This is a genomic window from Nostoc sp. T09 (genome assembly GCF_002154695.1).
Lineage (GTDB): Bacteria > Cyanobacteriota > Cyanobacteriia > Cyanobacteriales > Nostocaceae > Aulosira.
This window is the reverse complement of the sequence record NZ_MTAV01000201.1, coordinates 1-16,694: the sequence shown is the minus strand read 5'-3', so window position 1 is coordinate 16,694 and position 16,694 is coordinate 1. Positions and strand designations below refer to the sequence as shown.

The following is a 16,694-nucleotide window of genomic DNA, read 5'->3' as shown; positions in this document are numbered from 1 at the left end:
AGTTAATAAGTAGAATGCAGAGTTTTAAATAGACTGAAGGGCTTGAATCACAGCATAGGTGTCAACTAACATCAAAGGGCTACCTTGAGCATCCATAAAGTAACCCTGCAAGAACGATTTGAATCGGGCGGGTAACATCGATGCCGAAATCGCTAACCGCTCTTGGGAATCGTAAACTTCAATGGTATTGACTTGCTCCACCAATAGCCCGACAGTTTGATTCTGGACTTGAACAAGCATCGCCATGCCAGAGTTGCGTACATTTTCTCGCCGACACCAGTGTGTTGCTCCCAGTAAACCTGCTAAATCAAGAATCCAGATAGCTTCTCCCCGCCAATTCATGATGCCTAACAAGAATTCTGCTACCTGCGGTACTGGTAAAATCTCTGTGAGTGCAACTTGAATTACTCCCCGCAAATTAGCTAGTGGGAGTAACCCATTTACCTTTCCATTTAACGGAAATCTTAAAAACCTCTGGTTGTTTCCTTGGGGAGAGTTTTCAAGTGGAAATTGGCTATTAATAGGTAGTGCTCTAAAGCTATCATTGCTCTGTACCATTGCCCCAGCTTCCTTTAGCGAATAAATTTACTAACAGTCTGGAGCAAGGTATTTTCATCTACAGGTTTGACTAAATAGGCATCAGCACCACTCATATTGCCCCAAGTTCTATCAACATCTGTGTTTTTAGTTGAGCAAATCACTACCGGGATTGCTTTTGTTGTCGGATCGCCTTTCAACTTGCGGCAAAACTCAAATCCACTTTGACCTGGCAAAATCAAATCCAGTAAGATCAAGTCAGGTTTTTGTTGTTTTAACCGTAGTTGAGCCTCTTCACCACTGCGAACTTCATAAACTGAATATCCTCCTTGTTCCAGGTAACGTGTCATCTTTTCGGCTTCTGTGAGGCTATCTTCAACTAAAAGAACTTTTTTCATTTTTATTCCTAAGTATTTAATTCAGAATTTCAAAATAAGGCAGAGGGACGACAGTCGCTAAAACGGGGGGAACCCCCGCAACGCGCTGTCTCCAGAAGGCAGGTTTAAGAATTTTCATACTTTAGTTGTGCCAAAACTGTGCATGAATAGCTGTTTTGAAAATGGGTGTAGGGGAACCTGGCACTTCAACCTAAACGCTTAAATACTTGTGCAGCACATTGAGTACTTTTTCTGACTCTACGGGTTTACCCAAAAAGTCAGTTGCGCCTACTAATTTTGCTCGCATCCGATCTACTATTCCATCTTTCCCCGTTAAGATGACAACCGGCACATCTTTAAGACTTGGAGTTTTACGGATTTGAGAACAAATTTCATAGCCATTCACTTTTGGCATTAACAGATCCAAAAAAATGAAGTCGGGCTTGCTTTTAATTAGCTTTAAAACTGCCGTCAAAGAGTCTTGAATGCCAACAAAGCGGTAACCTTGTTGGCTGAGAATTTCCTCTAAACTGCGACAGATCGTCGGACTATCATCTACACAGGCTACTAAAGGTCTTGAGACATTAATAATTGCTTTGCTAGCCGCTGGGGGGGCAGTTTGTATAACAGTTTTCTCTTCTGTCTTCAGTGAAGAATTGGGATTATTAACTGCACTGGAGGGGTTGCCTGTTTCTTGACTAATCCCAACCTTTCTGGGGCTTGGGGTGGGTGAAAAAGCGATCGCCCCTGCTTTTACCAATGGCATCAATACCCGAGTCAAAGCTAAGGCATCCCGGCCGATTTTTTGCCCTAGACCTCGTAAAGTTTTTGTGCCATCAACTAGAGAAATAATCAGTTTAGAGGATGCTTGTCCTTGGAGTAGCTCAAGTTTTTGAATGACAGGATATAAATTAGGCGAGTAACTTGCCAGTCCTGCATCTCGCCATTCTTGCCAGGCTTGTGTAGCCTGTTTTAAGACTTCCTCAGTTGGTATTACAGCTAGGAGAAACCCAGGAACTTCACCAACAACGGTAGTAAGTGACAACTGCCCTGCTGGATTGTTGCCATTTTTTTTGGCTTCAACGAACTGGATTATATCAAACAGGACTTCAGCTATTAAGCTTGTAATTAAGCTAACAAGTTGTTGTTGTTCGATTAATTTTTGTTCTCGCAACTTAGCAAGAATGCAATACTCGCGATAATTTTCCTGGGGAGAGACAAGCCCCTCCAACTTTGTCACATCCAGATTAGGACAGTATTGCGACAAGTATCGTCGCCATCGTTCATCGGCATTAGAACCGCCGGCCTGCCAAATTAATCGTCCTAAACGAAAATATAGCGTCCAAGTCGGCCCGTCTCTTGTTCCAAGATTCAGCTTGCCTGTGAATAATTTAGTTTGAAGTTGCTCGATCAATTGCTTCACAAAGGATCGCACCTCCTTATATATCTTGAATTTTGCATTTACATTAGAATTCCTCAAACAATCAAGCTTACTAACCTCATCGTGCGATCGCCAATAGCACAGGTCAAAACCTCGATTGAGCTATCTCAGCTTGTTATATCCCTTTCCAATCCGGACATTTTTAAAGTTCAAAGCCGGAAGCTCGAACAAAAATTTAAGCTCTTTTTTTAATTAGAACTAAGTTATCTATATTACTTTTGCAACGTTACATATACTGAGACAATTGCTTGTCAATACAGACCTTGAAAAGATGGAAATGTTGAATATTACAAAGCATAGACCAGCTTTAATGCTTATCAATTGCGTACTATGTCGACTTCAGACAAAAGACACAAGCGATCGCAAGAGCCGCTAGTCTGCAATTACAAAAAATGAGCTTGAATCAAGTTTGTCAAGAAATTGCTTATTACCGAATAAAGTATTGGCGATCGCGTTGTTCTAGTACTCCTTGTTTGATTAAGGAGCGCAGGATATCTATCGTTTGCACTCGGCTTAAGCCTATCACCTCTTCAATTTCTATCAGAGTAGCTCCTTCAGCCTGCTGAATATATTGCTGCACTTTAGATTTAGTATCTGCATTCAATGCAGGCACTTTCTTAGTCATGGTATTGACGGCAGGACGAAAACCAGTGGCTTTAATTGAAGAACGGGAGATTGACCATTTTGGAACTGTTGCAACTAATTTCTCTGTTTTAGCAGGAGGCGGGGAAACTGCTTGTTCGTGAGTGCGATTGCCCCAAACACTGTTATGTAAAATTGCTCGAAAATTTTGCAAATCTTGGAATAATGCCTGAGCCTTTGCTGCCCGCTGTTGGCGGTATTCTTGCTGGCGTTGCGAGACATCTGTTTTTATTTGCAATATTTCCAATTGCCTCTCTACAATCTCTTGCTGAAATTGCTGCTGTTGTAAGTTTCTGTTGTTGTGAAGGCTGCTAACAGAACTGTTCAATTCTTGATGAAGCAGATCTGCTTGCAGCTGAAGTTCTTGTTGAGTTAGCTGTTTCCACTGGTTAACTTGTTGGCGGCGTTCAGCAGTTACTTGCAATCGCTGCGATCGCTCTTGTTCCCATAAATTTTTGAGAGCCATCAGCTGAAATCTCCTATTTTGTTAACTAGAAACATTAAATGGGAGCCAATACGGTTTGGTTAAAGGGTAAAGGCGAAGGGGGAAAGGGAAAGAAAAAACCTTTAACCCTTACCCTTTAACCTTTTCCCCAAACCAATTCTTAGCGCAAAATGCTTATCCGTACCGTATTGAAATGGGAGCCATGAAAACTCCCTTTTTCTAATGTGTTTTAAGCAGCAGATGGAACAGCAGCCTGAGACGTTAAACCAACTGCTTCAGCATATCTTAAGTAAGTTTCAACTGAAGCAATGACAATCCGAGCTTCGATTGCTAGCAGTTCAATACCAACTAAAGAAACACGCACCCAAGCATCAACTACAATTCCTTTGTCTAAAATGCGGTCAATAACTTCAGCCAGACTTGAAGATGAGTTAACTTTTTCAACAGCCATTTTATTTTCCTCACATAAATCTAATTATTGGTTTCATCTTGCTCTGCGCGAGCAGTAGGTAAAACTTACACAATGTGTTTTATTCTTCCTAGATTTATTGTTCCCAAAAACATAAGATAAATAAAAGGAAATAAAAAAATACTAAAAAGTTAACAATTTTTTTTTAGACAAAAAAATAACAGAAAAAATCATCTCGTCTTTATTTTTTCTTGACAAACTTTAAATATTATTTTTTATAAATTTATATAAGAGGATTTTTGAGAGAATGATAGGGTGGTAGAGGTTCGCTCAGTGCCAATTGCCAGTGCGAGCATTGTACTTGCCAAAGAGAAAATTGCTGCGTACTGACCGTTGAATTGTTGCGCTGTGCTAAAAAGTGGATTTGCCGCACATCTGACTGTCGAGTTTCACAGATAACATTTGTATATGTTTTGAGAATTAACTGGTTCAGGAGTTCCCACTGTTCGGATTGTTGTGCTTGAAATGCTTGCTGGGTTTGGTAGCGTTGTTTTTTAGCTAATAAATAGGCTTTCCCCCTAGCATCAATAGTGTCAGACTCGTCAAGCAAATTACAGGGTGTAGCTTTTAAAGTGTACTCAACTTTGTCTGCTAGGTGAGTTAGGGTTTCTAGATACTGCTGTTGGTGTTTTTCTAGATGATTCAGCAGTGTTTCTTGCGAGTTAAAACCGCTCCCAAAGCGTAGGGGAAGAAGGGGAGTTTGTTGAAAAAGTTCTCGAATTACACGATCGTGGTTTAATACAGCTTGAAGTAAACGCTCATCAGTTGCTTGTAATGCTTCCAGTGAGATTTCCGGCTCTACGATCGCGGCTAAACCAGAAGAGTAAACGAGTTCAGTATTCCTTTCCATCCCTAAAGGTAGAACAAGCGGTGATGCGATCGGTACTAGAAGAGCATAGGCGTATATTGACATAAATTAGGGATATTTATTAAGTAATTAAGTCTGTATAAATACTGAACTTCTGTGTTTTTTGCAGGTGTTCAGATCCCCGACTTCTTTAAGAAGTCGGGGATCTATAAGCCCTCATAACTAATGCGACAGACCATTATTGAGATTGGTGCTGATTGGCAAGCATCTGATATGTAACTTGAAAATCATCATTTGTAATCTGAATCAGGCTAGAGTCGCTCAATCCCTGAGCGCGGTATCGACGAATTGCGCTTAAAGCAGCTTGGTTGCTCAACAAAGCCAAGTCTGCGCCATTCCAACCCTCGGTAACTGTCGCCCAGGTTTCTAAATCGACATCAACCAAGGGACGATCTAGATTGTGAACTCGTAAAATTGCTAATCGGCTGGCTCGATCTGGTAGATCGATTTTGATTTGTAAGTCCAATCTTCCGGCTCTGAGCAAGGCAGGATCGAGGGTTTCTGGACGATTGGTTGCTCCTACTAACAATACTTTCGGGCATTCATGCAACCCATCCAATTCGGTGAGCAGTTGACCGACAACGCGATCGCTAACTCCAGAATCACCACTGAATCTTCCCCGTGCTGGTGCTAGGGTATCGATTTCATCTACAAACACAACGCAAGGCGCTGCTTGCCGAGCTTTGCCAAAGAGTTCTCTAACTGCTTGTTCTGCGGCTCCTACCCATCGGCTGAGTAATTCCGGGCCATTCACAGCAATAAAGTTGGCTCTAGCCTGGGAAGCGATCGCTTTTGCAAGTAATGTTTTTCCCGTTCCTGGCGGACCCCACAACAGAATCCCACGGGGAGGCTTGGCTTTGGTTTGTTCGTATAGTTCGGGATAGAGGAGTGCGCCCTCTACAGATTCTTGAAGTTTTTGTTTCACATCATCCAAACCACCAATATCATCCCAACTTACACTAGGTGCTTCAACTGCTACAGACCTGAGAACTGAGGGTTTTATCTCCTTAATTGCTTCGAGAAAATCCTGCTGCATGATAGTCATGTTCTCAGGAACGGGACTGTTGAGCGAGGGGACTTGACGACGCAGGGCAATGTAGGCTGCTTTTTGACAAAGAGCTTTGATATCTGCACCAACAAAACCGACGGCCAAATCTGCGATCGCTCCTAAATCAACCGCAGTCTCCAAGGGCATGGCACTTGTTAAAATCGTGAGAATTTCCAATCGTCCATTGCGATCGGGAACGCGAAAATGAACTTCGCGATCGAAGCGTCCCGGACGACGCAGTGCCGGATCGAGATAATCGGGACGGTTTGTTGCTGCTAGTACGAGTACGCCCTCGGTTTTGGCAAACCCATCCATTAACCCAAGCAACTGCGCTACTAGTCTTTTTTCAACTTCACCTTCTACTTGGCTGCGATCTGGGGCGAGACTGTCAATTTCATCAATAAATATCAGACAGGGAGCAGAACGAGTTGCTTTCTCAAAAATGCTTCGCAAACGAGCTTCTGCTTCCCCGTAATACTTGCTCATCACCTCTGGGCCATTGATGGCAATGTAGTTTAACTCTAACTCTTCTGCCAAAACACGGGCTGTTAAAGTTTTTCCCGTTCCGGGCGGGCCAACTAGCAAAACTCCACGCGGAGGCTCTAACCCTAATTTTGCTAATAAGTCTGGACGTTTTAGGGGAATTTCAACTAACTCTCTGATTTCCTTGAGAACATCACCCAAGCCGCCGACATCTTGCCAAGAAGTTTTTGAGTTTGTCCGAGGTGATGGGGGGGTGACTTCAGCATCATCCATTGGTGTCGCTGCATCGTTGGAATTAGATCGGACTCGGCTGGAACTACTTTTTCTCGGAATATTGCCTTGTCGGGGAATACTACTGAGATTATGAGAGCGAATTTGAATAGAAGTTTTTAACTCGCCTTTCTCTGCTTTTTCTTCTAAAGCTTTGGCAATTTCTAATAGCTGTTCAAATCCTTTAAATATGTCGTCCATTGATTTTAGTTAAATAAAATACAGAGAAGAAAAATTTCAATAGACTTCTTGCACGAATGTTGGAAAACAAGCATTTTTTTATCTCACGCAGAGGCGCAGAGGAGCCAGTGCGTTGGGCGGGTTTCCCGACTTGAAGCATCTGGCATCGCACAGAGAGAAAATTTTAAATTAGCACTTTTGCAAGAGGTCTAATAATTTTTGATTTTCAATTTTTATTGCTGTTTAGTTGGAACTGAATAATCGCAGACGAGCAAAGTTAAAGGGGGCAGTGAAGTTGTTGTAGCGAATTCGCAAACGTTCTTCAAATTGGCGATCGAGTGCTTCTACCTGTTCGCTAAATTGTGATTCTGCTTCCCAAGGAATTAGGTAGGCTGCGTTGTAAATCATTGTGTCCATTTGGGGATTATTTTCCACCACATCGATCGCAATGGAGTTGAGCGTGCCTTGAAATAAATTGATGATGCCTTGTTTGCGATCGCTCATTCCCTGTTCTATGGCTTGTCCTATTTGGATTACCTGCTCCATATTCAGAGGTTGACCAGCTAGCTTATCCCTTTCGGTTTTGATATCTGGATTTTCTGCTAACAATCCCTGAATTTCTGCCTCGGTATCCCAAAAAACTTTGACGCTAACTTCTCGGCGACCTGATAATTTTGCTAGTAATTGCGTCAATTCTTCTTGATGAGGACGAATTAATTGTTGTGTAAATGTTTCCCAGTTTGCAACCAAAAGTCCAAATTGCACGGGTAGTAAATTGCGTTGCCGTAGCCCGTCGTAGACATCGCCTGCTTGCATGATTTCCTCAAGGACTTTCTCATGACTTAGCAGGTTACGACGGCTTGCCAAATAACGCTCCTGCTGTGCTTCGGAGTAGATTACTGCAAAATCATCCAAAATTTTAATTTGTACGGGTTGCCGATCTAAGCCCTCTAAATTTAAATTTTCTGGAGCAGGCAAGGTCAAAATTCCATAAATGTAAAAGCCATAACTCATAAGAATGTATTACCAAGAAAAGAAGAATGTAGATAAAAAAGTTACAGGGGTTTAGAGGTGAGTACTAACCTTAACTTGGCATGGACTAAGTTCAACTGAGCCAGTCCTAAGTCCAAGTCACCTTCAACCACCACACCTGTATTTAATAGGCGATCGAGGAGTTCTAGAATAGAGGGTTGACTAGAGGTTTCACCAGGGTAATATCCTCCAGATTGGGGAAGTAAAGTTCCTATTTCACCCAAGTTAATATTTAGCTCGGCTGGGTCAATATCAAAGACTTCGCAAAGCTGAATAACCTGTTTTTCAAGCTGTCGCAGGCTTTCGGCAGCCCGATCTAACTCAGAGTCGCTGAGGTTGCCAGCATCCATGCGCCGGATTACCTGAGCTTCCATGAGTTGGCGTATCAGTTCAACAACCGTCAGTAACAACGGTGCTAAACCTGAATCGGAACCTTTTGATTTGCTAATCGCCTGCATTCTGATGATTAATAGGATTGAGTGCTTTGAGCGATCGCAGTTCTGTTTCTAGACTGGCAACACGCTCTTGAAGTTGTTGATTAGTTGTTAATAAGGAACGAGCTTGACTATTGAGATAGGGGTCGCTCTCCCACCAGTTAATTCCAATCTCTTTGGCTTTATCAACAGAAGAAATCAACAAACGAATTCGGATGTTGAGCAGTTCTGTGGAGCCGACAGAAACAGAAATATCTCCTGCGATCACAATGCCTTTATCTAAAACCCGTTCGAGAATATCTGCCAAGGTGGAACCTTGAGTTGATGTAATAACTCCCCGGTTAGTATGAGTACTCATTTGTTTATTAAATGGCCAGAATCAAAAGCCACTTGTGATATGTTTGGCAGTTCAGCATTACCCTGCATTTGCAATAATACTCCCTGTTCTCTGAGAGACTTGAGTGCAGCTACAATTTGACTGCGATCGATGCCTAATTCTGCTGCCAAATCAGAGAAACGCCTTCCTGGAGACTTGCACAGGTAGTTGTAAACTTCATGCTCGTAAGGTACTCGTTGTTCCAATACAATCTGATTTTGGCTGTCTGGTATGATCTCTGCTGGCTGAGATTGAGTGTTTGTACTACGATGCAATTCACTCAAAACCTCTTCCAGTAGCCGAGTCGCCTCCATGCGAGGTTGATTCGTGCGAGTAAGCAGGATATCGGCACAAATATCTTGGAAGTTAGGCTCTTCAAAGTTTACGGAAATTTCGTGTTCGTGGCAGATTCTAGCAATCATCAGACAGGAACGTAACCCACCGCCCTGTCCAGAGCCAGATCGACTCCAAAACATCCGTACTAAGCGCACGATTTTGTCTGCTTTCTCAGAATCTATGCCTGTTTTATGAACTACAATTTCCTGCTGAGTTAGTTCATCAGGTGGAGGCATATCGATGGTAATAACACGATCCATCAAAGCATCCTGTGTTGCATGAACTCCACAATACTCTTGAGGATTTGATGTTAAAATTGCCCGAAACTTAGGATGAACCCGGATATACTCTGCTCGCTGTTGATTTGTTGGCAATACTAACAACCTCTCCTCAAGTACCGAGAGTAAAACGTTATTTACCTCCGGGTGCGATCGATTAAATTCGTCGTAAACCAGCGTAAATCCTTCTTTACAAGCTAGGGTTAATCGGGCATCAACCCAGTGTTGTCGCAGTTCATCCTCAACTTTAACAACGCTGTGGATAAAGTTATCAACGACCTTTTTGCGGGTGTAGCCTAACTGATTACCAATCAAGTCTGAGGTTTTAAACTCATCATCTCCAAATAAGAGGATGATAGGCTGGTTGAGCAAATCAGCTAGATGCATTGCCAGAGTAGTTTTTCCGACTCCGGCCGCACCACGTAAATGTACTGAAAAACCTGACTGGAGATAGCGCAAAGCACGTTGAGCGACGCGTTGAACAGCAGGGGTATTGACAAATCGCTGCGGAGATGCATTTAATACTGTTGTCAAGCTCTAAGTACCTCCTAAATAGTAATTTTCTAAAAAAGTAATTTTTTGCACATCAGATATATAAAATACGGATGTCAATAAGCCTTAACTGGACTCAAATCCAAAGAATTTTGTCATCAACACAAGACTAGTAATGTTTAATATCTATGTCATCAGCATGATTACGGTCTTGCGAGGACAGCTTTAATAAATCCACACGAGTGTAAAATGATATGGTTCTGCGCTTTTTACTATTACCGATTACCGGCCCATTAATGGGGGTAACATGGCTTGGAGAAAAAATTTTAGAACAAGCGAGTACTGAAATTGATGATAAAGAAAATCTCAGCAAGCAGCTTCTTGCACTGCAACTTGCTTTTGATATGGGAGAAATTGCGGAAGAAGAGTTTGAAATTCAGGAGGAAGCTCTTTTATTAGCGATTCTGGAAGCAGAAAAGCAGGGAACAGAGAATAGGGAATAGGGCGTTGTATAAAGGCGGGATGATTTTTTCACGCAGAGGCGCAGAGACGCAGAGAGGAAAAGGCTTGTACTATACAAGTTTAATTTAATGGAAACTTTACCCGATAATTGGGCAGATATTCAACCTGATACTGTATATCTTTCAATCAGTGGTCTGCTAGTTTCATTTGGCAGCGAACAAATAAAGCTGGGATTAAAATACGATCAAAAGGGGAAACATTTAAAAGCCATTGAGAAAGGGCTTGTACCTCCTCGCAGTAATGTTGGGTTGGTGGCTTCCCAAGAATCTGGCTACGATTTGAAATCTAAAGTCTTAGGTAAAGGTGGCGACCGCCGATTTCATGCAAAATTTATTGATGGTATATTGCACTTCCCTGGTTTGGTAACAGAACATTAAACACACACAACTATGACAAGGCTCGAACTAAAAAATCATCAAGTTTGGCAAGATTTAACTGAAATATTACAAAGTTTAGATGCTAATCTTCTTGTTCAAGAACATCTTGATCAGTGTGATTATAAAGTGTGTGGCTATTGGGATGAACAAGATGAATATTATGAGCAAATTACGTTACCTCGTACCCTAGAAACTGAATTAGTTAGCAGTTCAATAGGCGTTACTCACCAAGAACGTTTTTTACAACTAAAGTTTTTGCTCATAGCTGATGCTGTTGATAATACGAAAACTACAAGTAGCAATGCTCAAAAACTTGGTGAATTGGTTCTTGTTTATGATGAAAATCTAGAATTTATTGATGAGAATTGGCTTTTAGATGTCGATTCTCCATTACTTGTGAAGCGATCTGGATAATTTTAGGGAATTAAGTAGAAGTAAGAAATAACTAAGCAACGAATTTTCGTGCCTAGCGCAAAGCTGAATATCTAAGGGTTTGAGGTAGGCTTTGTTGCTCACCTTTGGGGTATCGCAAAGATTGAAATTCCAAACTATAACCGCAGTAATGCACTAAGAACTCTCTGCCGATAGTCCCACTACAAAACAAAAGCTAAGTACAGTCAATAATTACAATTGGCATATTATTTTCAGCAGCATCAATATAATAGGCAACAAACTCATTGACAAAATCTTCTGAGAACTCGTTAACATTCTCCACAGCCTGTTCCAATCTCCTAAAGTTTGGTTGCAATTTCTCCAAACCACCAATGATTTTACGGCGCTCTGCACTAGCGAATTGTGTCAAAGCATCCCAACGTGATACTAAATCTTCTTGGGCAATTTGAGACAAAGCCTGAGCAACTTCCTTAACCTGTTCAACTGTCAAAAAAGATGCTATGAGTCCATGAGAACGTAATGATTTCAACCATGTTCCGCCAGCTAAAGCATCAACTAGCAGCACGTTTCCATAGTTGGGTATTGCTATTTCGTCAACTAAGAACTTGGACTCACTGAACCATGCTGCTGAAAAGTCTGTTAAACCAGTAAGCAGAAAATATAATACCTCTGTCAGACCATTTTCAAGACTAAAGGAGTCATCGGCTTCACCCTCATAATTCTCATCCCATTGAATCAATTTTGATTCAATGTCGTTGAGTTTGTCATAATCAATTTTTAGAAGACTTAGTTCAATAGACATTAATCCTCTTAAATACTAAAAGCTGAATGTTTAAATTTAAGCAATGTTACCCCAATGTCATCTTCCCCCATATTCCCGGCTATCGCGCAAGGAAGTTGCAAAGAATAGGCATCTCAAATCTTAGTACTTAATATTCCAATGTTATGGTGTTGAATTTTGGTGTATTTTCCTCTAAATCAGTATTTGCTTGCTGATGGGTGATGTCTTCTTCAGCAATGATTTGACTATTTAAAATAGCAAGGCGCTGCTGAATCTGATGTCGGCGTGCTTCGAGTTTCTGTAATTCCTGCTCTAAACGCTCTTTTTCCAACATCATTTTGTAAGCATTTAAGTAAACTCTTGCTTGTGAACGTTGAGGAGGCATTGAGCTAAGTTTGGCTTGAATTTGTCCGCGATTTGGAGTGCGATGCATAATAAATTTCTCTTTGGGTATGAAAGTATTTAGTTTAATTAGCACTTAAAATAAACAGGAGGCGGCTGCTTGGATGCGTTCTAAAGGCTGAACTGAGCGAGGAAGCACTGGTAAGCGAACCATTGTCAAACCTGGAAAATCGCAATTAATGGTTGCTGTAGAAGTAAAGCGGTTGAGAACAAGGTAATTCTGGCTTACACCTATTTCTTGCAGAGATTTGAACAGGCGTTGTTGTTCGGCAAGTACGCTAGCTTGGTTAAGTGTAACCCCTATGAACTCTGCTTGCTGTGGGTCTTTTAGCACTTTTTGGGCTTTGACTACGCGCTGTCGCAAAGTTCGTAAACGCCCCATAAACTCTGTACGACCAAGAACATTTTGATACTTGATCCAGAGTTTGAAAATCCAAGCTAACCAGTCTGCTAGTGCAGTTGGCATTTCTAGAAAACGCAGAAGATGACCTGTAGGAGCAGTGTCTAAAATAATCAAGTCTTCTTCTTGTTGCTCTAGCAATTCCATTACTGTTAACAGGGAAAGCATTTCATCAATCCCTGGTAAAGCTTGCTCGACAATTTTGCGCCACGCAACAGGAGCGTATGCCATTTCAATAGCTTCGCTTGTTTGGGTTTCGCCACTCATCATTTCGGCCAGTTCCCACAGGTAATCGGCTCTGAATCGATCGAGAATGCGATCGCTATCTACTTCCTGACCTCGAAGATTGGCAGTTATTTGATACGGTTCGTGTCCTAAACTCAGACCAAAGGCATCACCCAAGGAATGAGCAGGATCGATGGAAACCATGCGAATTTTGCGATCGGGATGTTGTTGAGCCATCGCCCAACCAATGGCAGCTGCTACTGTAGTCTTTCCTACTCCACCTTTACCGCCAATTAGTAACAGGCGGCGACCTTGGTTGAGAAAATCTCCAAAGCTAGGAGGAATTGTTTCAGGCCATTGAACTGGGAGTAGATCAATACGAGATAGCGGTTCAAGCTGAGGAACATGGATTTGGTCGATCAGATGGCTGAGGGCTACAATTCCCAAAGGCTCCTGAGATTGCTGTGGCACGATAAAAATCGGCTTTCCGTTAGCAAGAGCCGTATACTGACCGATCAGTGGTTGTTGTTCTTGGTAACGATCTGGGTCAGTCGCACTGGCAAGAACTTGGTTAACAAACAACCCTCCGCAAGGAACCTGCATGGTTTGTAAGGCTTCTAGGAATCGTTTTGACTCCAACCAACTCATTGGTTCGGCGATCGCAACTAACAAACAAGCAGTATGGGTAGGATCTTGAAGTAGACGACGACCTTGCGATAGTTCAGCTTTCAGGGTTTGCAAAAATTCGTCAGCGCGATCGCGTGTGTAGCTCCCAGCGAAGGTTTTGCTAATATACCGATGCTTTTCTTGAAACAGTTCCAGAGAGTGGAGGAAAGTGTCTAAAAAATCCATCAATCCAAACAAGTTGAGAGTATGACCGCTAGGAGCCATATCAACTACTACTCGATCAACCTGCTGCTCGTTGAAAAGACGTTGGATCTCTAACAAGCCCATCAACTCGTCCAGACCAGGCCAATTTAAATCCCAAACTGGATGCAAGTCTTCTCCCTCAACAAAACTACCTCGCTCCACTAGCAGTTCTAACACCTGACCATAACGTTCTTTAAACTCTTGTAGCAGAAGCTTTGCATCCAACGCCCTTACTAGTAGATTAGGTAGTTCCGCTATGGGACGAGGAATGTCATCAACGCTAACTTGTAAGACATCTCCAAGAGAGTGAGCCGGATCGGTTGAGATTAAAAGAATTTGCTCGTTGACAAATTTCTGCGCCCAACGACATGCAAAGGTGCAGGAGATTGTTGTTTTTCCGACTCCACCTTTGCCGCTAAACATAGCAAGGTGTAGGTTATCAAAAAGTTCCATCCCGTTTGTCATTTCCGGCGTTTTAGGATAAATTTACTACATATTTTTAAAAGTGCCTTATGTAATTTCGCTGAATAAATATATTTAAAACCTTAATTTTTCGCAGATGGGATTTACAAAACTTCTATATACGGCGGCGACAGGAAAAGCTTCACAAGAGAATGTGTAATTAATTTTGTTGAGGTACTTACAAAGATTAGTCGAGGAACTATAACTGAGGGAAAGAATTAGCCAGGGGTGTCCAAAGGTCAGGAGATAAGATGGTTAACAGTTCTGAAGGCGATATAAATATTGGATCTCATGTCCAAGGTATTTCTGAATACAACTTGTTTTCTGACAGTAAGTTTGAGGACATTTATCGTCGTCCACTAAAAATAGACTCTCCCTACTTAGGATTAAAAACTTTTGAAATTAAAGATAAAGACAAATTTTTTGGCCGGGAGAAGTGGATCGCTGAGATTAGCGATCGCTTAAAACAAGATGATGTACTCTTGCTTTTGGGAGGAGCATACAGTGGCAAATCATCATTGATTCTGGCAGGTTTAATTCCTTATTTAGTATTTTGTAAAAATTCCTTAATTAGCATAAATTTTCAACCAAATAAAAATCCTTTTACATCTCTTTATGAGAGTCTTAATTTTAACTATGAAAAACAATCAAAAATAGCGGATAGCAGTCGAGATATCAAAGAAGATACACTAATTAAAATTGTCAGATTTATCAAACAAAATTATCAGTATGTTCTGATTTTTATTGACCAATTTGAAGAACTGTTTACGGAAACTCAAAAGCCGGAACGTGACAAATTTGTTGCTAGTCTCTTTCGACTGATCGAGCAACAGGATAGCTCTGTCAAAATTGTTTTAACAATGCGATCTAATTTTTTGGATAGATTTAGTGAGTATACGCAACTTGCGAAGCTCCACGACCGCTATAGTTGTATTCTCACTAGAATGAGCGATGATGAATTAAAGTTAGCGATCGCTAAACCTGCTGCTAGAAATGGCGTTACCTTTGAACAAGGACTAATTGAGCAAATTATTGATAATTTTCACCAACAAGATGATTCTTTACCACTTCTGGAATATACTCTGGATTTACTGTGGAAAAGCGAAAATATTCAAAACCGGGTTCTGAAAATAAAGACTTATAAAGAACTAAAAGAGCAAATATTATTTGGTTATTTAAGCAAACAAACTAATCAATTTATTCATCCTAGTCTTGGATGGCACGATCGCCATTTGAGAGAAAAGGAACAAGAGATTCAAAAGTTAAACCTTGCACTAACTGAATTAAAACTGCGCGAACAATCTGCCAAGGTTTTGGATTTACTTCCTGTCCAACCGCTAGAGGGTTTGGTGCTGGCAATTCAAACAATGGGTGAGAATCTAGAGAAATACCCAAACCAGCTTCTAGCTTCTGTTTTGGGAAGCTTAAAGGAAGCAACGAACACACCTATAGAGGCAAATTGCTTGCGTGGACACGAGCAAGAGGTTAATTGTCTAGCCTTTAGTCCTGATGGCAAGTTTATTGCCAGTGGCAGTAGTGATTCTACGGTGTGCTTGTGGAATATCATTGGCAATCCCACTGCTCAATTATTGTTGGGACACGAGCAAGAGGTTAATTGTGTAGCTTTTAGTCCTGATAGCAAGTTTATTGTTAGTGGTAGTATTGACGGAATTTTGTGTTTATGGGATCTACAAGGTAATCTCATTACTCAACCGTGGCAGGGACATGAGGAAGGAATTATTTCCGTCACCTTTAACCCCAATGGCGATGGCTGCGCCAACCCCTCCGGGGTACGCATTGTCAGTGTTGGTTTTGACGGAACAGTGTGTTTGTGGGATTTACAAGGTAACGCCATTACTCAACCTTGGCGCGGACATAAGGAAGGAATTATTTCCGTCGCCTTTAGTCCAAATAGCGAGCGCATTATCAGTGTAGGTTTTGACGGAACGGTGTGTTTATGGGATCTAGAAGGTAACACCATCGCTCAACCCTGGCACGGACATGAGGCAAAAATTATTTGCGTCGCCTTTAGCCCCGATCGCAAGTTTATTGTTAGTGGTAGTAGTGATTCTACAGTGCGGTTGTGGGACATCCAAGGTAATCCCATCGGTCAACCTTGGCGTGGGCATGAAGGACGTGTAAATTCTGTAGCGTTTAGCCCTGATGGTAAGTTTATTATTAGTGGTAGCTGCGATCGCACAATACGCTTGTGGAATATTGAAGGCAACCCCATCACTCAACCTTGGCGGGGACATGAAGGACAGGTTAATTCCTTAGCCTTTAGCCCCGATAGCAAGCTGATTGTCAGTGGTGGCGATAAAACTGTGCGTTTGTGGGAGCTAAATCAAATACTACAAGAGCGGGTCATCGGGCGATCACAGCGCAAATATGAGAATTGGGTCAATTCTGTCGCCTTTAGCCCTGATGGCAAGTGGATTGTCAGTGCCAGCAATGATTCGACAGTCCGCTTGTGGGATATGGAAGGTAACCCCATCGGTCAACCTTGGCGCGGGCATGAAAAAGAAATCAATTCTGTCGCCTTTAGCCCTGATGG

General features: G+C 41.8%; 17 protein-coding genes and 1 pseudogene. 4 read left to right on the top strand and 14 right to left on the bottom strand.

What is annotated here, in order from left to right:
* Window positions 1-24: 24 nt before the first annotated feature.
* The 11 genes from BV372_RS31005 to gvpN form a co-directional block, all read right to left on the bottom strand.
* A complete protein-coding gene (locus BV372_RS31005; protein ID WP_086690784.1) occupies window positions 25-558 on the bottom strand; it encodes a chemotaxis protein CheW in 534 nt (177 codons plus the stop codon).
* A gap of 14 nt (window positions 559-572) precedes the next feature.
* Window positions 573-935 carry a response regulator transcription factor gene (locus BV372_RS31000; RefSeq protein WP_086690782.1) on the bottom strand — a complete coding sequence of 121 codons (363 nt, stop codon included), beginning with the start codon at window positions 933-935 and terminating at the stop codon, window positions 573-575.
* Between the two features lie 190 nt (window positions 936-1,125).
* Window positions 1,126-2,337 (bottom strand): response regulator, encoded by a 1,212-nt coding sequence (locus tag BV372_RS30995; RefSeq protein ID WP_086690780.1) that lies wholly within the window; start codon window positions 2,335-2,337, stop codon window positions 1,126-1,128.
* A gap of 445 nt (window positions 2,338-2,782) precedes the next feature.
* Window positions 2,783-3,463 carry a gas vesicle protein GvpC gene (locus tag BV372_RS30990; protein ID WP_086690779.1) on the bottom strand — a complete coding sequence of 227 codons (681 nt, stop codon included), beginning with the start codon at window positions 3,461-3,463 and terminating at the stop codon, window positions 2,783-2,785.
* A 208-nt stretch (window positions 3,464-3,671) separates the two neighbouring features.
* Window positions 3,672-3,893, bottom strand: coding sequence for a gas vesicle structural protein GvpA (gene gvpA, locus BV372_RS30985; protein ID WP_073640805.1), 222 nt, complete (start codon window positions 3,891-3,893; stop codon window positions 3,672-3,674).
* A gap of 241 nt (window positions 3,894-4,134) precedes the next feature.
* Window positions 4,135-4,824 (bottom strand): GvpL/GvpF family gas vesicle protein, encoded by a 690-nt coding sequence (locus tag BV372_RS30980; RefSeq protein WP_086690777.1) that lies wholly within the window; start codon window positions 4,822-4,824, stop codon window positions 4,135-4,137.
* A gap of 133 nt (window positions 4,825-4,957) precedes the next feature.
* The gene (locus BV372_RS30975; RefSeq protein WP_086690775.1) at window positions 4,958-6,781 is read right to left on the bottom strand and encodes an AAA family ATPase; all 1,824 of its coding nucleotides are present in this window, start codon (window positions 6,779-6,781) and stop codon (window positions 4,958-4,960) included.
* 222 nt (window positions 6,782-7,003) lie between these two features.
* Window positions 7,004-7,774, bottom strand: coding sequence for a GvpL/GvpF family gas vesicle protein (locus tag BV372_RS30970; RefSeq protein WP_086690774.1), 771 nt, complete (start codon window positions 7,772-7,774; stop codon window positions 7,004-7,006).
* A 41-nt stretch (window positions 7,775-7,815) separates the two neighbouring features.
* Entirely contained in the window at window positions 7,816-8,250 is a 435-nt protein-coding gene (locus BV372_RS30965; protein WP_086690772.1) for a gas vesicle protein K, read from the bottom strand.
* Window positions 8,237-8,584 carry a gas vesicle protein gene (locus BV372_RS30960; protein ID WP_086690770.1) on the bottom strand — a complete coding sequence of 116 codons (348 nt, stop codon included), beginning with the start codon at window positions 8,582-8,584 and terminating at the stop codon, window positions 8,237-8,239. The genes BV372_RS30965 and BV372_RS30960 overlap by 14 nt, the downstream gene beginning before the upstream one ends.
* Window positions 8,581-9,750 (bottom strand): gas vesicle protein GvpN, encoded by a 1,170-nt coding sequence (gene gvpN, locus BV372_RS30955; protein WP_086690768.1) that lies wholly within the window; start codon window positions 9,748-9,750, stop codon window positions 8,581-8,583. The genes BV372_RS30960 and gvpN overlap by 4 nt, the downstream gene beginning before the upstream one ends.
* A 212-nt stretch (window positions 9,751-9,962) precedes the next feature.
* Here gvpN and BV372_RS30950 point away from each other — a divergent pair, with 212 nt between their 5' ends.
* The 3 genes from BV372_RS30950 to BV372_RS30940 all read left to right on the top strand — a co-directional run bounded on the left by BV372_RS30950 (window position 9,963) and on the right by BV372_RS30940 (window position 11,021).
* Window positions 9,963-10,211, top strand: coding sequence for a gas vesicle protein GvpG (locus tag BV372_RS30950; protein WP_086690766.1), 249 nt, complete (start codon window positions 9,963-9,965; stop codon window positions 10,209-10,211).
* 87 nt (window positions 10,212-10,298) lie between these two features.
* On the top strand, window positions 10,299-10,607 hold the full coding sequence (locus BV372_RS30945; RefSeq protein ID WP_086690764.1) for a hypothetical protein: 309 nt from the start codon (window positions 10,299-10,301) through the stop codon (window positions 10,605-10,607).
* A 12-nt stretch (window positions 10,608-10,619) separates the two neighbouring features.
* Complete coding sequence (locus BV372_RS30940; RefSeq protein ID WP_086690762.1) at window positions 10,620-11,021, top strand: hypothetical protein; 402 nt, start codon at window positions 10,620-10,622, stop codon at window positions 11,019-11,021.
* A gap of 193 nt (window positions 11,022-11,214) precedes the next feature.
* On the opposite strand, the gene BV372_RS30935 is transcribed toward BV372_RS30940, so the two are convergent.
* From BV372_RS30935 to BV372_RS30925, 3 genes are all read right to left on the bottom strand, one after another.
* A complete protein-coding gene (locus BV372_RS30935) occupies window positions 11,215-11,802 on the bottom strand; it encodes a DUF1877 family protein (RefSeq protein WP_086690760.1) in 588 nt (195 codons plus the stop codon).
* A 127-nt stretch (window positions 11,803-11,929) separates the two neighbouring features.
* Window positions 11,930-12,214: a hypothetical protein gene (locus BV372_RS30930; protein WP_143845402.1), complete on the bottom strand. Its 285-nt coding sequence runs from the start codon at window positions 12,212-12,214 to the stop codon at window positions 11,930-11,932.
* Window positions 12,215-12,259: 45 nt separating this feature from the next.
* Window positions 12,260-14,131: an ArsA family ATPase gene (locus BV372_RS30925; protein WP_086690756.1), complete on the bottom strand. Its 1,872-nt coding sequence runs from the start codon at window positions 14,129-14,131 to the stop codon at window positions 12,260-12,262.
* Between the two features lie 260 nt (window positions 14,132-14,391).
* On the opposite strand from BV372_RS30925, the pseudogene BV372_RS30920 reads away from it, so the two are divergent.
* Window positions 14,392-16,694, top strand: a pseudogene (locus BV372_RS30920) (hypothetical protein); the annotation flags it as partial.